This window comes from Acinetobacter sp. ANC_7513 (assembly GCF_056779915.1).
Window position 1 is genome coordinate 407,289 of the sequence record NZ_JBWYIW010000001.1, and the last position, 18,045, is coordinate 425,333.

The following is an 18,045-nucleotide window of genomic DNA, read 5'->3' on the forward strand; positions in this document are numbered from 1 at the left end:
AATCAAAGAGTTGGATAAAAGGTTTAACAAATAAAGAAATTGGAAAAGCTGTTTAGCATGGTGTTGTTGCTGCATAAAAGGTACGAAAGGAAAAAAATATGCAAGTTTGTAACTGGGATTGGGGAGCAATTACTACTTTAATAGGAGCTGGAATAGCATCTACTACTGCATGGTGTATTTCAAATGAATGGAGAAATCAAAAGGCAGTGAGGTTATTGCAAATGAAGCAAAAGAATATATTTATAATTTAAATAAACTTGAATTAATACAGAACGAAATTGAAACTAAAAGCACTACAGCAAAAAGAAGGAAGGAACTATTAGAAGAATATATTTTATATAAAAATAAAGCATCTAAACATTCAAATTTTCTCGGAAAAGCATGTTCTAAGGATTTATAAGTAACTTAAGCTCAAATTATGGTTCTCCATGTATAAGATATATAAACTTTATTAAGGTAGAGAAGAATTATGACATTAAAGATACACCACATCCGAATGATGTATATTTACTCATTGAACACTTACTCATATATGCCTTGTATAAAAATGGTTCTATAAAAAGTAAAATAACTAGTAAATTAAAAGGTTACCATCATGCATAAAGTACTAATTTATTAAATCCCATAGGCATAATACAACTCACACTTGAGAGTGATCCAAACTTTATCATGGGCAATCCATTCTTTTTAGTTCTCTCTCCCTTTGGGAGAGAGTTAGAGAGAGGTTTGTTAGAAAATATCAATTTCCGCTCAAACTATGCCTAGAATCATCAATAAAAAAAATAAGCCCTCTAAAAAGAGGGCTTAAAATTAAAGATCATGCACGATTAGAGAATTGATTTTAAGCGTTTAACAACTTCTTTACATTGGTCTAAATCTGCTACGAGAGCAAGACGAACATGGCTTTCACCTGGGTTTCCTTGTTCAGTATCACGAGATAAATAACGACCCGGTAAGACTTTGATATGTGCTTTTTCCATCAGCATTTTGGCAAAAGTTTCATCATTATCGACCTTTAACCAATAATAGAAACCCGCATCAGGCTTTTTCAGTGGTAGCAAATGACCTAATTCTTGTTGGAATAAATCAAATTTAGCACGGTATTGTTTACGGTTTTCTTCAACATGTGCCTCATCATTCCATGCAGCAATCGATGCCAATTGATGTTGTACTGGCATTGCAGCACCGTGGTAAGTGCGGAATTTTAAATAAGGTTTTAATAGACTAGCATCACCTGCAACGAAGCCAGATCGCATACCTGGTAAATTAGAACGTTTAGACAGAGAGTGGAATACGATACAGTTTTTATAGTCATCACGACCTAATTCTGCACAAACTTCTAATAAGCCAACTGGTGCTTCATCAAACCATAGTTCTGAATAACATTCATCAGATGCGATGACAAAATTGTATTGATCAGAGAGCGCAATTAATTTTTTGAACTTTTCTTTTGAAAGCACAGCACCTGTCGGATTTCCGGGGGTGCAGACAAAGAGCAAAGCTGTCTTCTCCCATACTTCCGCAGGGACAGCATCGAAGTCGCCAAGGTAACCATTTTCTTCAGTACAGTTGATGAAATAGGGTTGAGCGCCAGCGAGTAAAGCTGCACCTTCGTAAATTTGATAAAAGGGATTCGGCATAACTACATAAGGCGCTTCATCACGATTGATCAGCGCTTGTACGAATGAGAAAATTCCTTCACGTGTGCCAGTCACAGGTAAAATATGATCTTCTGCGCTAATAGCATTTAATTTGAAACGGCGTGTGAGCCATTGCGCAATACTTTCACGTAATTCTGGTAAGCCTTTACTGTTTGGGTATGTCGAAAGATGATTGAAGTTATCGACAATAGCTTGTTTTACGAATTCAGGTGCAGGATGTTTTGGCTCACCTATTGACAATGGAATTAACGGAAGATTTGCAGGTTTTACAAACTGAAAAAGTTTATTCAACTTTTCAAATGGATAAGGATGTAATAGGTTTAAACTAGAGTTCATGAAACAGTTACCGTCGGGTTAAATCTAAATTTTAATGATGATTACAGACCTGATTTGAAGCCTCATCTAATGCTGCTTTTAATTGTTCAGCAAAAGCCTGAGCTTCAGTTAAATTCATAGGTTCGCCATTCTTTTTGGTTACAAAGAAAATATCTTCTGCGCGCTCACCCAAGGTGGCGATTTTCGCGGAATGGATATCGAGACCTTGCATCATAAATAAGCCACCGATACGGGCAAGTAATCCAGGCTGATCGAGGGTAGAGATCTCGACCATATTTTGCTGCAGCGCCTCGTTCAACGTAATATCAATTGTGTTTTCGATATCAAAATGACGAAGTTGGCGTGGTATACGGCGTTGCATTAAACCTGGATAATTTTGTGAATCTGTTAATGCGTGCACCAATGATTCTTTTACCGTATTTTCACGTTCTGGATCTGTCACTAATGTGCCAAAACGATCAAGCACCACGTAGGTGTCTAAGCTGAAGGATTTAGTTGCTGTAATAATGCGTGCATCTTGTACATCTAGATTCATACGATCTAGAACTGCAACAGTGGTGGCAAAAAGATTAGGTTGATCTTGAGTGTAAATAAAAATCTGCACAGCATCTTGCGCTGATTTACGGTGCGCGCGCATCATCACCAATGGTGCTGAATTATCACCATGATCTAGGATTGCACGTGTATGCCATGCGACTTCATCTGCAGTTTCTTTGAGGAAGTATTCGTCACCAAGTTCTTGCCAAACTTTTTCAACAGCTTCTAAAGCATAATCATTGACAAGTAATTCACTTGCTGCAAATTTGGTATCTTCGATCAGCATTTGGTAATCGACAGGACGTCCCAAACCACTACGAATAACGTCACGAGCATTGGTATATAACTGACGCATGAGCGATGCTCGCCATGTGTTCCAAAGCTTAGGATTGGTTGCGTTAATGTCAGCCACTGTAAGCGTATACAGATAGTCTAAGTGTTCCATATCACCTAGCTTCTCGGCAAAATCTTTTACAACATCTGGATCAGAAATATCTTTTTTCTGCGCAGTCATCGACATCAATAGATGATTTTGGATCAACCACGCAACAAGATTACACTCACGCTCAGTAAAACCGTGCTTGCTACAGAACTCAATGGCATCAACCGCGCCCAATTCACTATGGTCTCCACCACGGCCTTTGGCGATATCATGGAACAAAGCAGCGAGGAATACGATGTCTCGGCGCACCAGACGCTGGAATACCGAACTTACGACAGGAAAATCTTTAGCAAATTCTGGCGCTTTAAAACGATTTAAATTTCGTAAGAGTAGGAGCGTATGTGCATCTACAGTATAGATATGGAATAAATCGTATTGCATAAGGCCCATGATTTGTCCAAATGCAGGAATATAGTTGCCGAGTACACCATAACGTTTCATCGCAAGCAATGTTTCATATAAGTTATTTGGTGATCGGATGATCGCCATAAACAAGGCTTGATTAACTGGATTGTCTCTATACGCTTGATCAATGCGTTTTGCAGCTAAAGTAAGCAATCGAAGTGTACGAGCTCGAATACCATCAATATCAGGGCGATTTGCTAGGATATAGAAAATCTCAAGGATGGCTGTAGGCTTCTCTGCAAAAATTTTATGGTGTTGAACTGCGAGTTTACCATCCACCAATTTGAAGTTTTCATTCACTTCTTCAATTTTACGCTCATAGTTGGGTAAGCGAGGAGTGATGACTGATTCATTAAAATAGGCGAGTAGCATTTCATTCAGGGTTGAAACCTGCTGAGCTGCTCGATAGTAGCGTTTCATGAACTGTTCAATTGGATAATTGATATGTTCACCTTCGACTTTGTGGTAACCAAATTTTGCTGCGATATCGCGTTGGTAATCAAACAATAGTCGGTTTTCATCACGCTTAGTTAAGCGGTGTAAATGATGACGAATTTCCCAGAGAAAATTCTCAGCATCTTCGAGCACCCCAAGTTCAAACTCAGAAATGAAACCTAAATGTACAAGATCGTATATACGATTTACTCGGAAATGCCGTTTTGCAATCCAACCAATTTGGTTAATGTCTCGAATGCCGCCCGGTGCATTTTTGATATCAGGTTCTAAATTACTTTCAGTGTTGTTGTGCTGAGCGTAGCGTTTGGCTTGTTCTTCCATCTTGGCATCAAAGAAGGTTTTATCCGTCCAAGTTTGTGAAACAACACGACGAGGCCATTTCGCTAAGTGTTCATTGCCAATAATTAAACGAGACTCAATGAGAGATGTTGCTACCGTTAAGTCATTCATGGCCTGTTCAAAGCACTGTTGAATGGTTCTTACACTTACGCCAGGTTTAAAATTTCCAACATCCCATAGAGAGGAAATAAAAATGGTAATGGCATTTTCTTGTTCTTGTGTAAGATCATCTTCTGAAAGGATCAGAATGTCGACATCAGAGTAGGGCATCATTTCACGACGACCATAACCTCCTACAGCGAACAAGCCCAGATCGGTTTGATCTAACTCAGCATGTTGCCAAAGGAATTTAAGTGCCTCATCAATCAGGTTAGATCGAGTGAGGATGATTTCACGTATCGCCTTACCATTTTCAAACTCATGTTGTAATTGATTTTCAACATCTGAGCGCCATTGATTAATTGCCTTGATGTCGTGATTACTCGAAACATAGTTTGCTAATGGAGACGTATTGATCATGAAATGATGGCCTACCTAATGAATTATTTGTTTTGATTTACAATTACTTTTGAAGCTGCTTCAGTCGCTAATTCGCGTGCAATGTCAGTTGTTTCAGCACGTGCAGTTGCGACCCCCATACGGCGACGTTTAAAACCTTCAGGTTTACCAAAAAGACGTAAATCGACATTAGGATTTTGCATAGCAAGATTTACGCCAGAAAATGACAAATTCGTATCATCAACACCTGCATAGATCACAGCGCTTGCAGCAACACTGTGACGTTGCGTGTTCACTGGAAGACCTAAAATCGCACGGGCATGAAGTTCAAATTCACTTTGATATTGAGATGCAAGTGTGACTAATCCAGTGTCATGTGGACGAGGAGAAACTTCACTGAACCAAACTTGATCACCTTTAACGAATAATTCCACACCAAAAATACCGCAACCGCCGAGCGCTACTGTGACTTTATTGGCAATACGTTTTGCTTCATCAAGGGCAGCTGTGCTCATAGGTTGAGGTTGCCAGCTTTCTACATAGTCACCTGCATCTTGACGGTGTCCAATAGGATCGCAGAAGTGCGTTTCGATTTCTCCTGTTTCAGGATTTTTTGCCCGTACTGTGAGTAATGTAATTTCGAAATCAAAATCAATTTGCGATTCTACGATGACAGTACCTTGATTGACACGACCACCTGTTTGAGCATATTCCCAAGCAGCGTCGACTTCATCAAAAGATTTTACGCGTGATTGTCCTTTACCTGATGATGACATCACAGGTTTTACAAAATTTGGATAGCCAATATCATCACATGCTGCACGGAATGATTCCAAACTATTGGCAAAACGATAAGCCGAGGTTGGTAGCCCTAGTTCCTCAGCTGCGAGGCGACGAATTCCTTCACGATTCATGGTGAGATTCACGGCTTTCGCAGAGGGAATAACTACGGCAGTTTTAGCATCTTCGATTTCCACTAAGACTTCAGTGGCAATGGCTTCAATCTCAGGAACAATTAAATGAGGTTGAACTTGTTCAATCAGTTTTTTTAATTCTTTTGGGTCCGCCATATTCAAAGTGTAGGAATGATGAGCAACTTGCATGGCAGGTGCATTGTCATAGCGATCTGCTGCATGTACTTCTACACCTAATCGTTGTAATGATATTACCACCTCTTTACCCAACTCACCTGAACCCAATAATAGAACTTTAAACGCCGAAGATTGAAGTGGAGTACCGAGTGTAATAAGCATTTGATTCATCCGTGCTTGATATTATGGACTTTTAGCATATCAGAACTAAAACCTCTTGAGCGCGATGAATACAAGAAAAAGCAAGAAATTATTTTGATATCGTTTAATTTTTTTATTGATAAAAATTTATAAGCCTTATCCGAGGATCAGGCTTATAAATTTAGAATCTGAATGAATAATACGCGAGAAATGTTTTAAAGTGGGAAATAGGTATACACCAAACCGTATGTGAGTGCCGCTGTGAGTGTTGCAGGTACAATCTGTTTAAATTTGAAATACAAACCCGAGAGCACAATAAAACCAATTAACATGGCAACGCTCTTATTGGGTGTTTCTAAGAGCGGCGGTAAAGTCGCGACCACGAGCATTGAACTGATTGCTGCAATACCGATAGATCCAAGGGCGATTTTAAGCCAAAGAGCACCGCGTTTCTGGCGACCTTGTTGTAGTTTCTGAATCACAAAAAAAGGACCAAAGCGTGAGGCGAAATTCGCGATGCCGACCAGAATACCGACACAAATAATTTCTAGATTCATGATTGTTCACCTGTGTGCAAAGGATCATGTTGCTTCAGTACATAATGTTTAAACAAACCAGCCAAAATACCAGAGCTTATGCCAATGAATATCGCTGCAGATAAATCGATAAAGTAACACGAAATAGCAGAAACAATAATGGTGATGGTCACGACAAAGGTATGTTTTTTCTCAAATGCAGCCAATAAAAAGCTCAAGAAAAGTGCAGGTAATAGAAAGTCGAGCGCTGCTTGCAAAAATTGGGGGAGATGACTGACTTGATCTGCAAATAAGCCCCCGAGAAAAGATCCAAGTGCCCAAGACAACCAGCTAAACAGACTCAGACCTAACATCCAAGATTCAGACCATTCTTGACGGCGTTGCGAAAGTTTAATCATGCCTGATGCAAAGACTTCGTCGGTCAAGCCCCATGACCAAATTGCTGTTTTTTTCAGATTGAGTTTATCTTGAATTAAGTTTTGTAAAGCAGGGCCATATAACAAATGTCGAATATCAAGTGCTATTACAGTTAAGGCTGTCATCCAGATAGAAGTGCCACTGCCGAGTAAGGCAACCACCAAAAATTGACTGGCACCTGCATACATCGAACAGGATAAAAATAATGCTTCCCACGCCGTAAATCCAAATTGAGTTGCCGATACACCAAACGCGAATGAAACAGGCAAATAGGTGAAAATGATGGCTTGGCTGTCTTTGGCACCTTGCCAAAAACCTGCCGGTGTCATGTGTGGGGAGCTTGATTGGGTCACGATAAACCTAATTGGAGATTGGAACAAAAGGTATAAAACGAGATTGAGTATTCTACCCGAATTTACTAGCATAGTGCCGAATAGTTTATTAGAGCGATGTCATGTTTGCGATTCAATCTCCCTTTAAATTAGCTGCATTGACTACATTCCTCATCTTCACTTTATCCGGTTGTGGTGGTCAGGCAGAAACTGCCGATGAAAAGGTTGAAATTAAAGAAGCACCGAAGCTGACTAATGACGCAACTGAATATGCAAATCATGCTTGGCAATTGATTAATCAGGTTGATCCTATTCTGTATCAAGCCAATAAAGCGCTTATACCATCACAAGTACGCGAGCCTGTGCGTCAATTGGTATTGGATTGGCGTATTAATGTCAAAATGACCGACTCAGTGACTGAAGGGAAATATGCGCTTTGTCGTAAAGCGCTAACAACCATAGATGCTTGGGCACGTGCAATCGTGGAAAATGAGGGCCAGCTCGCACAGCGTCAAGCCAATTATGAACGCGATAAAGCGCAGTGCAAAACTGCAATTGAGCAACCAGAATTAGGAAACACTAAGGCGTATACAAAATTATTTTAAGTGACCCTAGCGACCCCAATACAATGATTAATCCAGATTTTACTGAAGCACATCATCTTTAATCGATTAAGTTTGATCGGCTAAAGCTTTAAGTTGATTAAGATTAATCACCTCAATTTTTTTAAATGCAATTTTAATTGCGCCAATTTTTTCTAAATGTTGTAGTTCTTGATTAATGGTCTGTCTTGAGCAGACCAACATTTGTGCCAATTGTTCTTGAGATAGGTTGATGGTGTTTTTTTCAATCTCTTTGAGATTACCGTATCCATTTAAGATAAAGATTAATCTTTGAGCTAAACGTTGAATAAGGGGTTGTGTTTGAATAGACACCAACTCCATGAAAGCATAACGGAGTTTATGACTGACCAATTGGGCCAGATAAAACCAAAATTTTGGATATTGTTCTAAAATTAGATCAAGTCCTACACGACTTATTTTGAGGATTTTGGATTTTTTACTGGTAATCGCATGATGAGAGCGGGGTTGTTGATCAATCAACGAAATTTCACCAAACCACATAATGGGATCTGCGATAACTGTCACCGCCTCGCGACCATCTACGTCAATATGTGCTAAACGAACAGCACCATTAATTACGGCATAAATGCCATCAAATTGATCAGCTTTAGAAAATATCAGTTGTTCTTTGCCATATTCAATGAGCTGTCCATGTTCGAGCATCAGCTGTTGTAGTTCATGATCAAACTGGCTAAACCACCAATTATTTTTTAAAAGATAAACGTATTGATTTGAAAGCAAAATTATCCCTTTTATGCTGTTTATTTGTCGTCTAGTCGACAACTTATTGGTTTACATTTATATATATTGAAGGAAATAGTCAGAAAAAGGAATGATAACATGACTCGTTTAGAGAGCTTGCTTGGACAATATGCAGCTTATCACCTAGATCGTAAAAACGTATTTTCGCATTTTATTGGAATTCCCTTGATTGTATTTTCGATCTTGTGTTTTGCAGCCAAAGCGCAATTTACAGTTGCTGGATATTCCATTGATCTTGCAATGTTATTGATCGTCGCATCAGTGATTTATTACTTGAGTTTGGATCTCATTTTTGGTGTGGTAATGGCAGTGCTATTTGCTTTAATTTATCAACCAGCCACACAAGTAGCAGCTTTAGCGACATCCTCTTGGGTATTGGTAAGTGCTGGATTTTTTATTGTGGGATGGATTATTCAATTTATTGGGCACTATTATGAAAAGAAAAAACCAGCTTTTGTGGATGATCTTGTTGGACTCGCTATAGGTCCTTTATTTGTGGTAGCAGAATTTATATTTCTTATTGGTTTACGTAAGAAACTGGAAGAGAAAGTATTGGTTCGAGCTAAACAATTACGCTATGACATGGACCATAAACACGTAAATCACTCGAGTACTTCAACTCAAAATCCATGATCTCAATCTTTTAAATAATCTTTGCAAAAAAAAAACAGCCTTTCGGCTGTTTTTTTAATGACTTAAACGTTGAAACGGAAATGTAAAACATCACCATCTTGAACGACATAAGTTTTACCTTCAAGACGCCATTTTCCAGCTTCTTTAGCGCCAGCTTCGCCGTTGTATTGAACAAAATCGTCATAGGCAATGCATTCTGCACGAATAAAGCCTTTCTCAAAATCAGTGTGAATCACACCAGCAGCTTGAGGAGCGGTCGCACCAATTTTTACAGTCCAAGCACGGACTTCTTGAACGCCTGCAGTGAAATAAGTTTGTAGGCCAAGTAAGCCATAACCTGCACGAATAACCACGTTAAGACCTGGTTCTTCCATGCCCATCGCTTCTAAAAATTCAGCACGCTCATCATCTTCAAGCAAAGAGATTTCAGCTTCGATTTGGTTGCAAAGCGGAACTACAATAGCATTCTCTTCTGCCGCTAATTTTTTAACAGCATCAAGGTGCGGATTGTTTTCAAAACCATCTTCAGCAACGTTAGCAATATACATTGTTGGTTTAAGGGTTAATAAACCAAAGCCACGAACTAATTTGCGCTCGTCGTCATCAAGATCAGCTGCGCGAGCAGGGCGACCTTCATCAAGTAATGGCTGAATTTTTTCTAGTACAGCTTTTGTTGCAACAGCTTCTTTATCACCACCTTTCGCAGACTTTGCTAAACGTGTAACCGCTTTTGATACTGTTTCTAAATCTGCTAAAGCAAGCTCAGTGTTAATAGTTGCAATGTCATCAAGTGGGTCAATTTTGCCGTTCACGTGAATAACATTTTCGTCTTCAAAACAACGTACTACGTGTGCAATTGCATCAGTTTCACGAATGTTGGCTAAGAATTGGTTCCCTAAACCTTCACCTTTAGAAGCACCAGCAACTAAGCCTGCGATGTCTACAAATTCCATTGTGGTTGGAATAACACGTTGAGGTTTAACAATAGCAGTTAATTTATCTAAACGTGGATCTGGAACAGGAACGATGCCAGTGTTTGGTTCAATGGTACAGAATGGGAAGTTTTCTGCAGCAATAGCAGCTTTCGTCAATGCATTGAAAAGTGTAGATTTACCAACGTTCGGCAAGCCGACAATACCGCAATTAAAACCCATGAAAAGACTCACACAGTGTTATTTAAAAATTGTCGGTGATTTTACATCAAAGCCATGACAAAGTCAGGTCATGGCTTTGATGTTTCTCGAAAAGACAGATGAGACTCAATTCAATGGTGTGAATTAGATTTTACGTTTGTCCAAACTATGTGCCAATTGATCGCCTAAAGCTTGAATCAGCATCACCAATACGACTAATACAATGATCACTGCCAACATAATTTGCATATCGAAGCGTTGGTAGCCATATCGATAGGCGATGTCACCTAAACCACCCGCACCAATAGCACCCGCAATCGCAGAGGAATTGATCATGGTTACAAGCGTGACAGTAAAACCTGCAACAATACCAGGCAGTGCTTCTGGTAAAAGCACATGCCAAATAATTTGTTTGCGATTGCAGCCCATGGCTTCTGCGGCTTCTATGAGTCCATGATCAACCTCTCGTAGACTGACTTCCGCAATACGTGCGAAAAAAGGTGTAGCTGCAATAGTTAAAGGTACAACCGCAGCCCATACCCCATAACTGGTCCCCACAATCAATCGAGTGAAGGGAATGAGTGCCACCATTAAAATTAAGAAGGGAATAGAGCGCGTAATATTTACCACCCAACCCAAGGCATGATTGATTTTTTTTGATGGATAAATCCCATTTTCTGAGGTGTTGACGAGGATCACGGCCATAGGCAAGCCAATGAGAAGTGCTAAAAATGCAGAAATACCGACCATTAATAAAGTATCAATAGTGCCTGTAATTAAAAGATCAATGAGCTGGTTGTGCATAGCCAAGCACCTCGATTTGTGATGTTTTATGGGGGAATTGCTGATGGAGCGTATGCACATCAACATCTAATTGAGGAATACCTACGATGAGTGAGCCAACCAGATGATGTTGAATAGTGTCTACATGGCTTTGATATAAATGCACAGGCAGTGTAATTTTAGAAAGTACATCATTTAAGTTGGGAGGATTTTTCAAATCAGTTGCATAGCTGATTTTCAAAATGGTATGCGTTAAATGTGTAGCTCGCTCTTGATGTAACTGGAATGGCAAATCAAGCTGTTCCAAATTGAGGAGTTCTTGCGTGATTTTTTGCTGGGGACGAGAGAAGACTGACCAAACTTGCCCTGATTCAACGATTTCACCTTGATCAATAACCACCACTTGATCGCAAATTTCACGAATTACCTGCATTTCATGTGTAATGAGAACGATGGTGAGTCCTAATTTTTGATTAATTTCCTTCAGTAAAGATAGAACAACAGATGTGCTTTCTGGATCAAGTGCCGATGTTGCTTCATCGCACAATAGTATTTCAGGTTTACTGACCAATGCACGGGCAATCCCAACACGTTGTTTTTGCCCACCCGATAATTGTGATGGATAGTGATGATGCTTTTCAGCCAGACCGACTAGATTTAAAACCTCATCCACACGAGTTTGAATCTCAGCAGCAGGCACTTTTGCGATTTTCAATGGAAGCGCGACATTTTCCCAAACTGTTTTGGCAGATAGTAAATTAAAATGCTGAAAAATCATGCCAATACGCTGGCGTAGGACGATTAACTCATTGTGATTAAGTTGCCCTAGATCATGTTGATGTATATGAATACTACCATCAGAAATAGTTTCTAACCCATTTAAGGTGCGAATCAATGAGGATTTGCCCGCACCACTTTTGCCGATAATGCCGAAAATTTTTCCTTCAGGAATATCCAAATTAATGTTTTTGAGTGCGTGAACTTGTTTTCCTTGTACATCGTAATACTTATTTAAATGACGAATCGTAATATGGGGTACTGCAAATTCAATGTGTGAACCAAAACTCACCATGATTATTCTCCTTATTTCCAGCCTTCAAACCACAAACCTTGCCCAAAATCTTTGTCTAGAATCTGACGGACTTTTGCAGAGTTTTGGAAGGTATCAACCACAGTTTTTAATTTGTCATCCTGATCTTGATAATCCCGACGCGTTACAAACAAAATCGCAAATTTTTTATTGATCGGATCTAATAACAGTGCAGACGTAGGATCAGCAACTTTTGCCATTTTCAAATAATGAGGAAAACCCATAATTAAGTCAGCTTCATTGTAAGCATGCGCGGTTTGCGGGCCTTCAACTTCAATAATCTTGAGTTTTTTAGGATTACTGATAATGTCTCGGGTGCTGGTAAGTTCATTATTAATATCTTTGACGTGAATTAAACCTGCACGAGCCAGCAAATTTAAACCACGTGCCATATTGACTGGATCATTCGGTACGACTACTTTCGCTTGATCAGGTATGTCTTGTAGGGATTGATATTTCTTTGAATAAAGTCCGACATGACTGCCTGAACCTTTCGCAAAAGGCACAAGGTCATAGCCTGTTTCACGCACTGCATTCGCTAGAAAAACACTTTGTTGAAAGAAATTAGCGTCAATATCACCATTTTGCACAGCGACATTGGGTGCTTGCCAGTCTGAAAACTCAATCAACTCCAGATGGATTCCTTGAGCTTTTACATCCTCAGCGACACTTTGCAGTAATTCAGCATAGGGTGGGCTAATGCCGATTTTAATCACTTTATCATTTGAGTTTTGACTGACATAGCGATATCCCACTAAGGCCGCCAGTACTGTGACGATGATGACTGCAATTTTGATGAATTTAGATGATTGTGTTGAAGTAGACATGAACGCTCCTTATTTCCAGCCTTTGAACCATAGTTTTTCACCAATATCCTCATTCAATGCTTGTTTAACTTTGTCTGAGGTTTGATAAATTTGGATAAATTTTTTCAGTTGAGCTGCTTTTTCAGGTTGAGTTTGTTCAAAGTCATCGCGAACAACAAATAAGATGGCATAAAGCGTGTTGTTAATTTCATCCAAAATTAAGGCATCATTCGGGTCAATCGTTTGTGCTAAGCGTAGGTACATTGGATAGCTAAATACGAGGTCTGCATCATCTACGGCACGCGCAGTTTGCGGACCTTCGACTTCAATAAAGTTCAATTTTTTTGGATTGGTTTGAATATCTTTTAAGTTGGATAAATGATTGTTGGAATCCTTAAGCTGTATTAATCCAGCGTGTTGTAAGAGGAGTAGGGCGCGACCCTGATTCACAGGATCATTTGGGAGTACAACTCGAGCGCCATTTTCAACTTCACTAATCGCTTTATATTTTTTTGAATATAAACCGACATGTGTTCCTGAGCCGATGCCCAAGGGTTTGAGCTTAAAGTTGGTTTCTTTTAATGCATTATTCAAGAAAGGTTGATGCTGAAAATAATTTGCATCAATATCCCCATGATTTAGGGTGATGTTGGGTGTATTCCAATCTGAAAATTCTACCAAACGTACATGAATGCCTTGAGCTTTTGCTTCTTCAATTGCGGCTTGAAGTGGTTTTGCAAAAGGTGGGCTAATACCAATGACAATTTCTTGTTGATCATTTTTTTTCAAAAAGGACCATGCAAATGCTGCAATCACAATAATGGCGATTGCAACGCCGATCCATTTAAGTCGAGAAGACTGAGCTTGTGCCATAGAAAGACCCCTAAATATTAAAAACTTAAGCTGAATGTTGGTGTATAGGATTTAAATTTGATTGTTGTATATCTTGTGTTGAGCTTGGACATCGGAAATGATGTGCAGGATGTGAAAGTGGTAAATGATCTCCCGCATTGAATAGCTTGTGCCTTAAGCTACCCTCAGCATAGACGGTCTTATAGCGACCACGTTGTTGGAGTTCAGGAATGACATAACGAATAAACTCTTGATGTGACTCTGGAGCGACTGTACGGGCAAGGTTAAAACCATCTAATCCAGAAATATCAATGAATTCGATTAGCTGTTGAGCAACTGTTGCTCCACTGCCAACAAATAAGGGATAACGTCCACCGAGTACATGCTGAGCTTTTAAATCTGCCAAAGTGACTTTGTTTTCCTTAAAGCGCTCATTTACAGAAACGATGCTGTTGGTTTTTTTATATGGAATAGCATCCTCATCTTTTAGATGACCTAAGTCTGTTCCGATTGAGCTTGAAAAATGCGCAATCCCTGCTTCAGGACTTGCATATTGAATATAGTCCTGCAGTTTTTCTTGCGCTTGTTGATCTGTTTCAGCAGTAACGACAGTGATACCCGCAAATAATTTAATTGCTGTACCATCACGACCTTGTGAATGGGCTAATTGGCGAATCTTTTGTGTTTGCGGCGCAATTTTTTCAGCAGTATCTCCACCAATAAACATGGCTTCTGCATGCCGAGTGGCAAACTGTAGTCCTTTAGGTGATGCTCCTGCTTGATATAGCACAGGTGTACGTTGCACTGAAGGCGAGACTTGGAAGACGCCGTGACTGTTATAGAACTGTCCTTGATGGTGGATCGTATGTACTTTAGTCGGATCGGTAAAAATGCGATTGAGCTTATCTTGGATGACAGCATCATTTTCCCAAGAGCCTTCCCAAAATTTGTAGCAGAGTTCTAAAAATTCTTCAGCTTGTTCATAACGTAAATCATGATCTTTCAGTCCTTGCTGACCGACCAATCGCGCTGCGCTATCCAAATAGCCAGTGACGATATTCCATCCCAAACGTCCTTGGGTCAGATGATCCAGACTCGCGAAGCGACGAGCAAATTGATAAGGAGATTCATAACTTAAGTTCACTGTAATACCGAAACCCAAATGCTGTGTGACGGCTGCCATTGCAGACACCAGCGTGCTTGGATCATGGCTCGGCAGTTGAATTGATTCTTTCAAGGTTAGATCAATGCCATTTTGATAGACATCGTAAACGCCAGTAATATCGGCAATGAATAATCCATCGAAAAGACCTTCCTCTAAAGTTTGAGCAAGTTCTGTCCAATAACTTAATTCATTAAATCGGTAGGATTGATCACGTGGGTGTGTCCAAAGCCCATGGTTGATATGACCTACACAATTCATATCAAATGCATTGAACAGGATCTGTTTTTGAGGTTTCGATTGAATTTTTGTCATTACAGCGTACCTCGTCTTGGGGGGAATACGCCATTTAAAACATAATTGGCTATGAAGAAATATTTCCAACGCGCTGGATCATGCAAGGTATGAACACGTGCGTTTCTCCAGTATCGGTCAAGATTATCTTGTCGTTGACTTCCACGACTACCAGCCAGTTCAATCAGTTTTGACGAGACTTTTAGTGCAGTCTCGGTACTGTGTGCACGTGCTTTAGCCACTTGAATAGAAGCATGTGCAACTGAATGTTCTGAAGGGGAGACTTTGGCATCTTGAACCGCTTGCGCTGCTTGTTTTAGTAGTAACTCGGTGGCCTTGACGTCTGTTGCAATTCGACCAATTTCGTATAGTGTCAAAGGGTCTTGAGTGGCATGTTCAACTTTTGCATCTATCCAAGGGCGTGCTTGACGAACGCGTATTAATGTTTCTTCAAAAGCAGCTCGAGCAATGCCTGTTTCAATTGAGGCATGAATAATTTGTGCAAATGGACCTGAAATGGTGGCAGTTGAATAAGCCAAATCAAAAGGGACTATATCCTCTGGGTCAATCTGTACATTTTCAAATTTAACCGTCCCACTGCCTGTGGTACGTTGACCAAATCCACTCCAGTCATCTAATAGGCTTAAGCCTTCGCTATCATATGGAACAAAGACTAGAAACTGGCGCTCTTGTTCATCACTAGCAAGGGTTGGAATACGGTGAGCGAATAGACTGCCAGTGCAATAAAATTTTTCTCCATTGAGGACATAACCATTTTCGACTTGTCTTAAAGAGGTATGGCGTTGTGCTGCATTTTTAGTTTTAAACTCAGCCAAGGCATTTCCAAAGCGAGCACCTTGTAAAACTTCAGTAAATAAACGTCTTTTTTGAGCCTCAGACCCAGTATTCCTCAAAATTTCAAGTGCATAGAAATGATTTTGTGGAATTTGTCCGATAGAGCCATCAACACCACTCATTAATGCGATAATTTTTGTCAGTGTATGAATAGAAACATCGGCACCGCCATATTGTTGAGGTACTGTAATGGCCCATAAGCCAGATTGACTGTACGCTTCGATTTCTTCATGAGGAAGCTCACGATTTAAATCTCGTTCAGATGCACGGTACTTAAACTTTTCTGCAAGTTCGTGTGCGACTTTTAATGCTTCTTCATCAGAGCGAATAATATGCGCTGGTCTATAACTGCCTGATTCTTGGATCTCTAAAGCTTGTAAAGATGACATGATGACTCCTTAAATCCAGGCATGACGTGCAGGAAAAGTATGGTTTAAGTAATACGAACCCAGCGCGTGAAGTTTCCAGCGAATAGGATCATGAAGGGTATGTACACGTGCATTTCGCCAGTGTTGATCAAAATTATGGACATTGAGGCTGGCGCGACTTCCCCCGAGCTCAATCAACTTTTCTGAGATATGCAGTGCAGCATCATTGGCATAGACTTTAGCTTCAGCAACTTTGATCGAAGCTTCAGCAATCTGTTCATCAGAGAGTTGTTCAACTACATTGAGTGAATCTAAATAATCAGCTGCTTCATCAAGCAAAAGAATGGCGGCATCTAACAAAACATTAGCTTTGCCAACTTCTTGTAAGGTGAAATACTCATCACTGGCACGCTCAACTTGTGCATCCACAATTGGGCGTGCTTTACGGATCGCAAACAACATGTCCTCAAATGCTGCTTCAGCAATACCAACATCGATAGCCACTTGCATCAGCTGTGAAAACGCGCCTCTAAAATTAGGGACGTCCAATAATTTTCTTTCATCAAAAATCAGTAATGGATCAACTTCAACATGGTCTAAAATCACTGTGCCACTTGAAGTGGTACGTTGACCAAATCCATCCCAGTCATTGATGACTTCGATACCAGTGGATTCACGGTTCACTAAAATTAAAACCACGTGACCTTCAGGGTGTATGGCTTTGATGGCTAACCAATGTGCAAATGAACTGCCTGTAGAATAGAATTTTTTTCCTGAAACTCGATATTTCCCATCCTCCAAAACAAGGTGTGTGTCTAAAGTCTTGGTATCTTTGGTATGTCGTTCTGGCCCCCCATTGGCAAGACGCTTACCTTTTAAAATTTCGTTGAAAATAAATTGCTTTTGTTCATCGCTTCCCATGATGTTGATCATATTGAGCAATGCAATTTGATTTTGTGGAATTTGCCCTAAACTTGAATCCGCTTTATTTAGAATACGAAATACTTGGGCAAGGGTACGATGAGATACTTCAGCACCGCCATATACGTGGGGGATGCGTAAGCCTCCTAAACCTTTTTGGCTGAATAATTCAATTTCTGCAAATGGTAAAGCTCGTTGTTGGTCACGCTGATTGCGACCTTCGAGCGCATAATCAGCAACATGATAGGCTGCATGAATGGCATCTTGATCATTTTCAATAACATGAACATTTTCAGTAATTAAACGAGACATAGATCAATTCCTCTTTGAGGAGATATACGCTACGCCCATAGAATATTTTTTTTAAATGCTGGTTTTCGTTGAACTATTCAAAAAAAATGCTTAAGACAAATATAGATATCGATTGAAAAATATTAGAAAACTTAAAATTTTGATTAATAATGAATTTTAATAAATTTCAGTGCTTTAAACACGTTGAATTCATTTAGACTTTGCAATAAAAAAGATAAAGATTTGCTAAACATTTATAATTTAACGGATTCATATTTCCA

At 39.7% G+C, this 18,045-nt stretch carries 17 protein-coding genes; 3 read left to right on the forward strand and 14 right to left on the reverse strand.

Annotated features, from left to right (window positions below; all coding sequences use genetic code 11):
- Nucleotides 1-187 precede the first annotated feature (187 nt).
- Nucleotides 188-400, forward strand: coding sequence for a hypothetical protein (locus tag AC1M9B_RS01990; protein ID WP_481591147.1), 213 nt, complete (start codon nucleotides 188-190; stop codon nucleotides 398-400).
- 427 nt (nucleotides 401-827) lie between these two features.
- Here the strand turns inward: AC1M9B_RS01990 and dapC are convergent, their stop codons facing one another.
- From dapC to AC1M9B_RS02015, 5 genes are all read right to left on the reverse strand, one after another.
- On the reverse strand, nucleotides 828-1,997 hold the full coding sequence (gene dapC / locus AC1M9B_RS01995) for a succinyldiaminopimelate transaminase (protein WP_481608414.1): 1,170 nt from the start codon (nucleotides 1,995-1,997) through the stop codon (nucleotides 828-830).
- A gap of 31 nt (nucleotides 1,998-2,028) precedes the next feature.
- Nucleotides 2,029-4,695 carry a [protein-PII] uridylyltransferase gene (gene glnD, locus AC1M9B_RS02000; RefSeq protein ID WP_481591145.1) on the reverse strand — a complete coding sequence of 889 codons (2,667 nt, stop codon included), beginning with the start codon at nucleotides 4,693-4,695 and terminating at the stop codon, nucleotides 2,029-2,031.
- Between the two features lie 23 nt (nucleotides 4,696-4,718).
- Nucleotides 4,719-5,936, reverse strand: coding sequence for a formate-dependent phosphoribosylglycinamide formyltransferase (gene purT, locus AC1M9B_RS02005; RefSeq protein WP_481591144.1), 1,218 nt, complete (start codon nucleotides 5,934-5,936; stop codon nucleotides 4,719-4,721).
- Nucleotides 5,937-6,121: 185 nt separating this feature from the next.
- The gene (gene ygaH, locus AC1M9B_RS02010) at nucleotides 6,122-6,463 is read right to left on the reverse strand and encodes an L-valine transporter subunit YgaH (RefSeq protein WP_179998205.1); all 342 of its coding nucleotides are present in this window, start codon (nucleotides 6,461-6,463) and stop codon (nucleotides 6,122-6,124) included.
- Nucleotides 6,460-7,188, reverse strand: a complete 729-nt coding sequence (locus tag AC1M9B_RS02015) for an AzlC family ABC transporter permease (protein WP_180027874.1) — start codon at nucleotides 7,186-7,188, stop codon at nucleotides 6,460-6,462. Before AC1M9B_RS02015 ends, ygaH begins: the two co-directional genes overlap by 4 nt.
- A 125-nt stretch (nucleotides 7,189-7,313) precedes the next feature.
- Between AC1M9B_RS02015 and AC1M9B_RS02020 the strand changes: the two genes are divergently transcribed.
- A complete protein-coding gene (locus AC1M9B_RS02020; protein ID WP_035264529.1) occupies nucleotides 7,314-7,796 on the forward strand; it encodes a hypothetical protein in 483 nt (160 codons plus the stop codon).
- Nucleotides 7,797-7,862: 66 nt separating this feature from the next.
- Here the strand turns inward: AC1M9B_RS02020 and AC1M9B_RS02025 are convergent, their stop codons facing one another.
- Nucleotides 7,863-8,555 (reverse strand): Crp/Fnr family transcriptional regulator, encoded by a 693-nt coding sequence (locus AC1M9B_RS02025; protein WP_481608415.1) that lies wholly within the window; start codon nucleotides 8,553-8,555, stop codon nucleotides 7,863-7,865.
- Nucleotides 8,556-8,654: 99 nt separating this feature from the next.
- Here AC1M9B_RS02025 and AC1M9B_RS02030 point away from each other — a divergent pair, with 99 nt between their 5' ends.
- Nucleotides 8,655-9,209 (forward strand): Mpo1 family 2-hydroxy fatty acid dioxygenase, encoded by a 555-nt coding sequence (locus tag AC1M9B_RS02030; RefSeq protein WP_481588338.1) that lies wholly within the window; start codon nucleotides 8,655-8,657, stop codon nucleotides 9,207-9,209.
- A 62-nt stretch (nucleotides 9,210-9,271) separates the two neighbouring features.
- On the opposite strand, the gene ychF is transcribed toward AC1M9B_RS02030, so the two are convergent.
- The 8 genes from ychF to AC1M9B_RS02070 all read right to left on the reverse strand — a co-directional run bounded on the left by ychF (nucleotide 9,272) and on the right by AC1M9B_RS02070 (nucleotide 17,785).
- Nucleotides 9,272-10,363: a redox-regulated ATPase YchF gene (gene ychF, locus AC1M9B_RS02035; protein ID WP_035264512.1), complete on the reverse strand. Its 1,092-nt coding sequence runs from the start codon at nucleotides 10,361-10,363 to the stop codon at nucleotides 9,272-9,274.
- A 123-nt stretch (nucleotides 10,364-10,486) separates the two neighbouring features.
- A complete protein-coding gene (locus AC1M9B_RS02040; RefSeq protein WP_481608416.1) occupies nucleotides 10,487-11,146 on the reverse strand; it encodes a methionine ABC transporter permease in 660 nt (219 codons plus the stop codon).
- The gene (locus AC1M9B_RS02045) at nucleotides 11,127-12,197 is read right to left on the reverse strand and encodes a methionine ABC transporter ATP-binding protein (protein WP_481608417.1); all 1,071 of its coding nucleotides are present in this window, start codon (nucleotides 12,195-12,197) and stop codon (nucleotides 11,127-11,129) included. The genes AC1M9B_RS02040 and AC1M9B_RS02045 overlap by 20 nt, the downstream gene beginning before the upstream one ends.
- Before the next feature lie 11 nt (nucleotides 12,198-12,208).
- Nucleotides 12,209-13,042, reverse strand: a complete 834-nt coding sequence (locus AC1M9B_RS02050) for a MetQ/NlpA family ABC transporter substrate-binding protein (RefSeq protein ID WP_481608418.1) — start codon at nucleotides 13,040-13,042, stop codon at nucleotides 12,209-12,211.
- Nucleotides 13,043-13,051: 9 nt separating this feature from the next.
- On the reverse strand, nucleotides 13,052-13,894 hold the full coding sequence (locus AC1M9B_RS02055; protein ID WP_481608419.1) for a MetQ/NlpA family ABC transporter substrate-binding protein: 843 nt from the start codon (nucleotides 13,892-13,894) through the stop codon (nucleotides 13,052-13,054).
- A gap of 25 nt (nucleotides 13,895-13,919) precedes the next feature.
- On the reverse strand, nucleotides 13,920-15,350 hold the full coding sequence (locus tag AC1M9B_RS02060) for an LLM class flavin-dependent oxidoreductase (protein WP_481608420.1): 1,431 nt from the start codon (nucleotides 15,348-15,350) through the stop codon (nucleotides 13,920-13,922).
- A complete protein-coding gene (locus AC1M9B_RS02065; protein ID WP_481587041.1) occupies nucleotides 15,350-16,573 on the reverse strand; it encodes an SfnB family sulfur acquisition oxidoreductase in 1,224 nt (407 codons plus the stop codon). The genes AC1M9B_RS02060 and AC1M9B_RS02065 overlap by 1 nt, the downstream gene beginning before the upstream one ends.
- Before the next feature lie 9 nt (nucleotides 16,574-16,582).
- Nucleotides 16,583-17,785 (reverse strand): SfnB family sulfur acquisition oxidoreductase, encoded by a 1,203-nt coding sequence (locus AC1M9B_RS02070; protein ID WP_481608421.1) that lies wholly within the window; start codon nucleotides 17,783-17,785, stop codon nucleotides 16,583-16,585.
- Nucleotides 17,786-18,045 lie beyond the last annotated feature (260 nt).

Coding starts and splice junctions, on each gene's coding strand:
- AC1M9B_RS01990 (WP_481591147.1), top strand. CDS start 188: ATGGAGAAATCAAAAGGCAGTGAGGTTATTGCAAATGAAGCAAAAGAA.
- dapC (WP_481608414.1), bottom strand. CDS start 1,997: ATGAACTCTAGTTTAAACCTATTACATCCTTATCCATTTGAAAAGTTG.
- glnD (WP_481591145.1), bottom strand. CDS start 4,695: ATGATCAATACGTCTCCATTAGCAAACTATGTTTCGAGTAATCACGAC.
- purT (WP_481591144.1), bottom strand. CDS start 5,936: ATGAATCAAATGCTTATTACACTCGGTACTCCACTTCAATCTTCGGCG.
- ygaH (WP_179998205.1), bottom strand. CDS start 6,463: ATGAATCTAGAAATTATTTGTGTCGGTATTCTGGTCGGCATCGCGAAT.
- AC1M9B_RS02015 (WP_180027874.1), bottom strand. CDS start 7,188: ATGACACCGGCAGGTTTTTGGCAAGGTGCCAAAGACAGCCAAGCCATC.
- AC1M9B_RS02020 (WP_035264529.1), top strand. CDS start 7,314: ATGTTTGCGATTCAATCTCCCTTTAAATTAGCTGCATTGACTACATTC.
- AC1M9B_RS02030 (WP_481588338.1), top strand. CDS start 8,655: ATGACTCGTTTAGAGAGCTTGCTTGGACAATATGCAGCTTATCACCTA.
- ychF (WP_035264512.1), bottom strand. CDS start 10,363: ATGGGTTTTAATTGCGGTATTGTCGGCTTGCCGAACGTTGGTAAATCT.
- AC1M9B_RS02040 (WP_481608416.1), bottom strand. CDS start 11,146: ATGCACAACCAGCTCATTGATCTTTTAATTACAGGCACTATTGATACT.
- AC1M9B_RS02045 (WP_481608417.1), bottom strand. CDS start 12,197: ATGGTGAGTTTTGGTTCACACATTGAATTTGCAGTACCCCATATTACG.
- AC1M9B_RS02050 (WP_481608418.1), bottom strand. CDS start 13,042: ATGTCTACTTCAACACAATCATCTAAATTCATCAAAATTGCAGTCATC.
- AC1M9B_RS02055 (WP_481608419.1), bottom strand. CDS start 13,894: ATGGCACAAGCTCAGTCTTCTCGACTTAAATGGATCGGCGTTGCAATC.
- AC1M9B_RS02060 (WP_481608420.1), bottom strand. CDS start 15,350: ATGACAAAAATTCAATCGAAACCTCAAAAACAGATCCTGTTCAATGCA.
- AC1M9B_RS02065 (WP_481587041.1), bottom strand. CDS start 16,573: ATGTCATCTTTACAAGCTTTAGAGATCCAAGAATCAGGCAGTTATAGA.
- AC1M9B_RS02070 (WP_481608421.1), bottom strand. CDS start 17,785: ATGTCTCGTTTAATTACTGAAAATGTTCATGTTATTGAAAATGATCAA.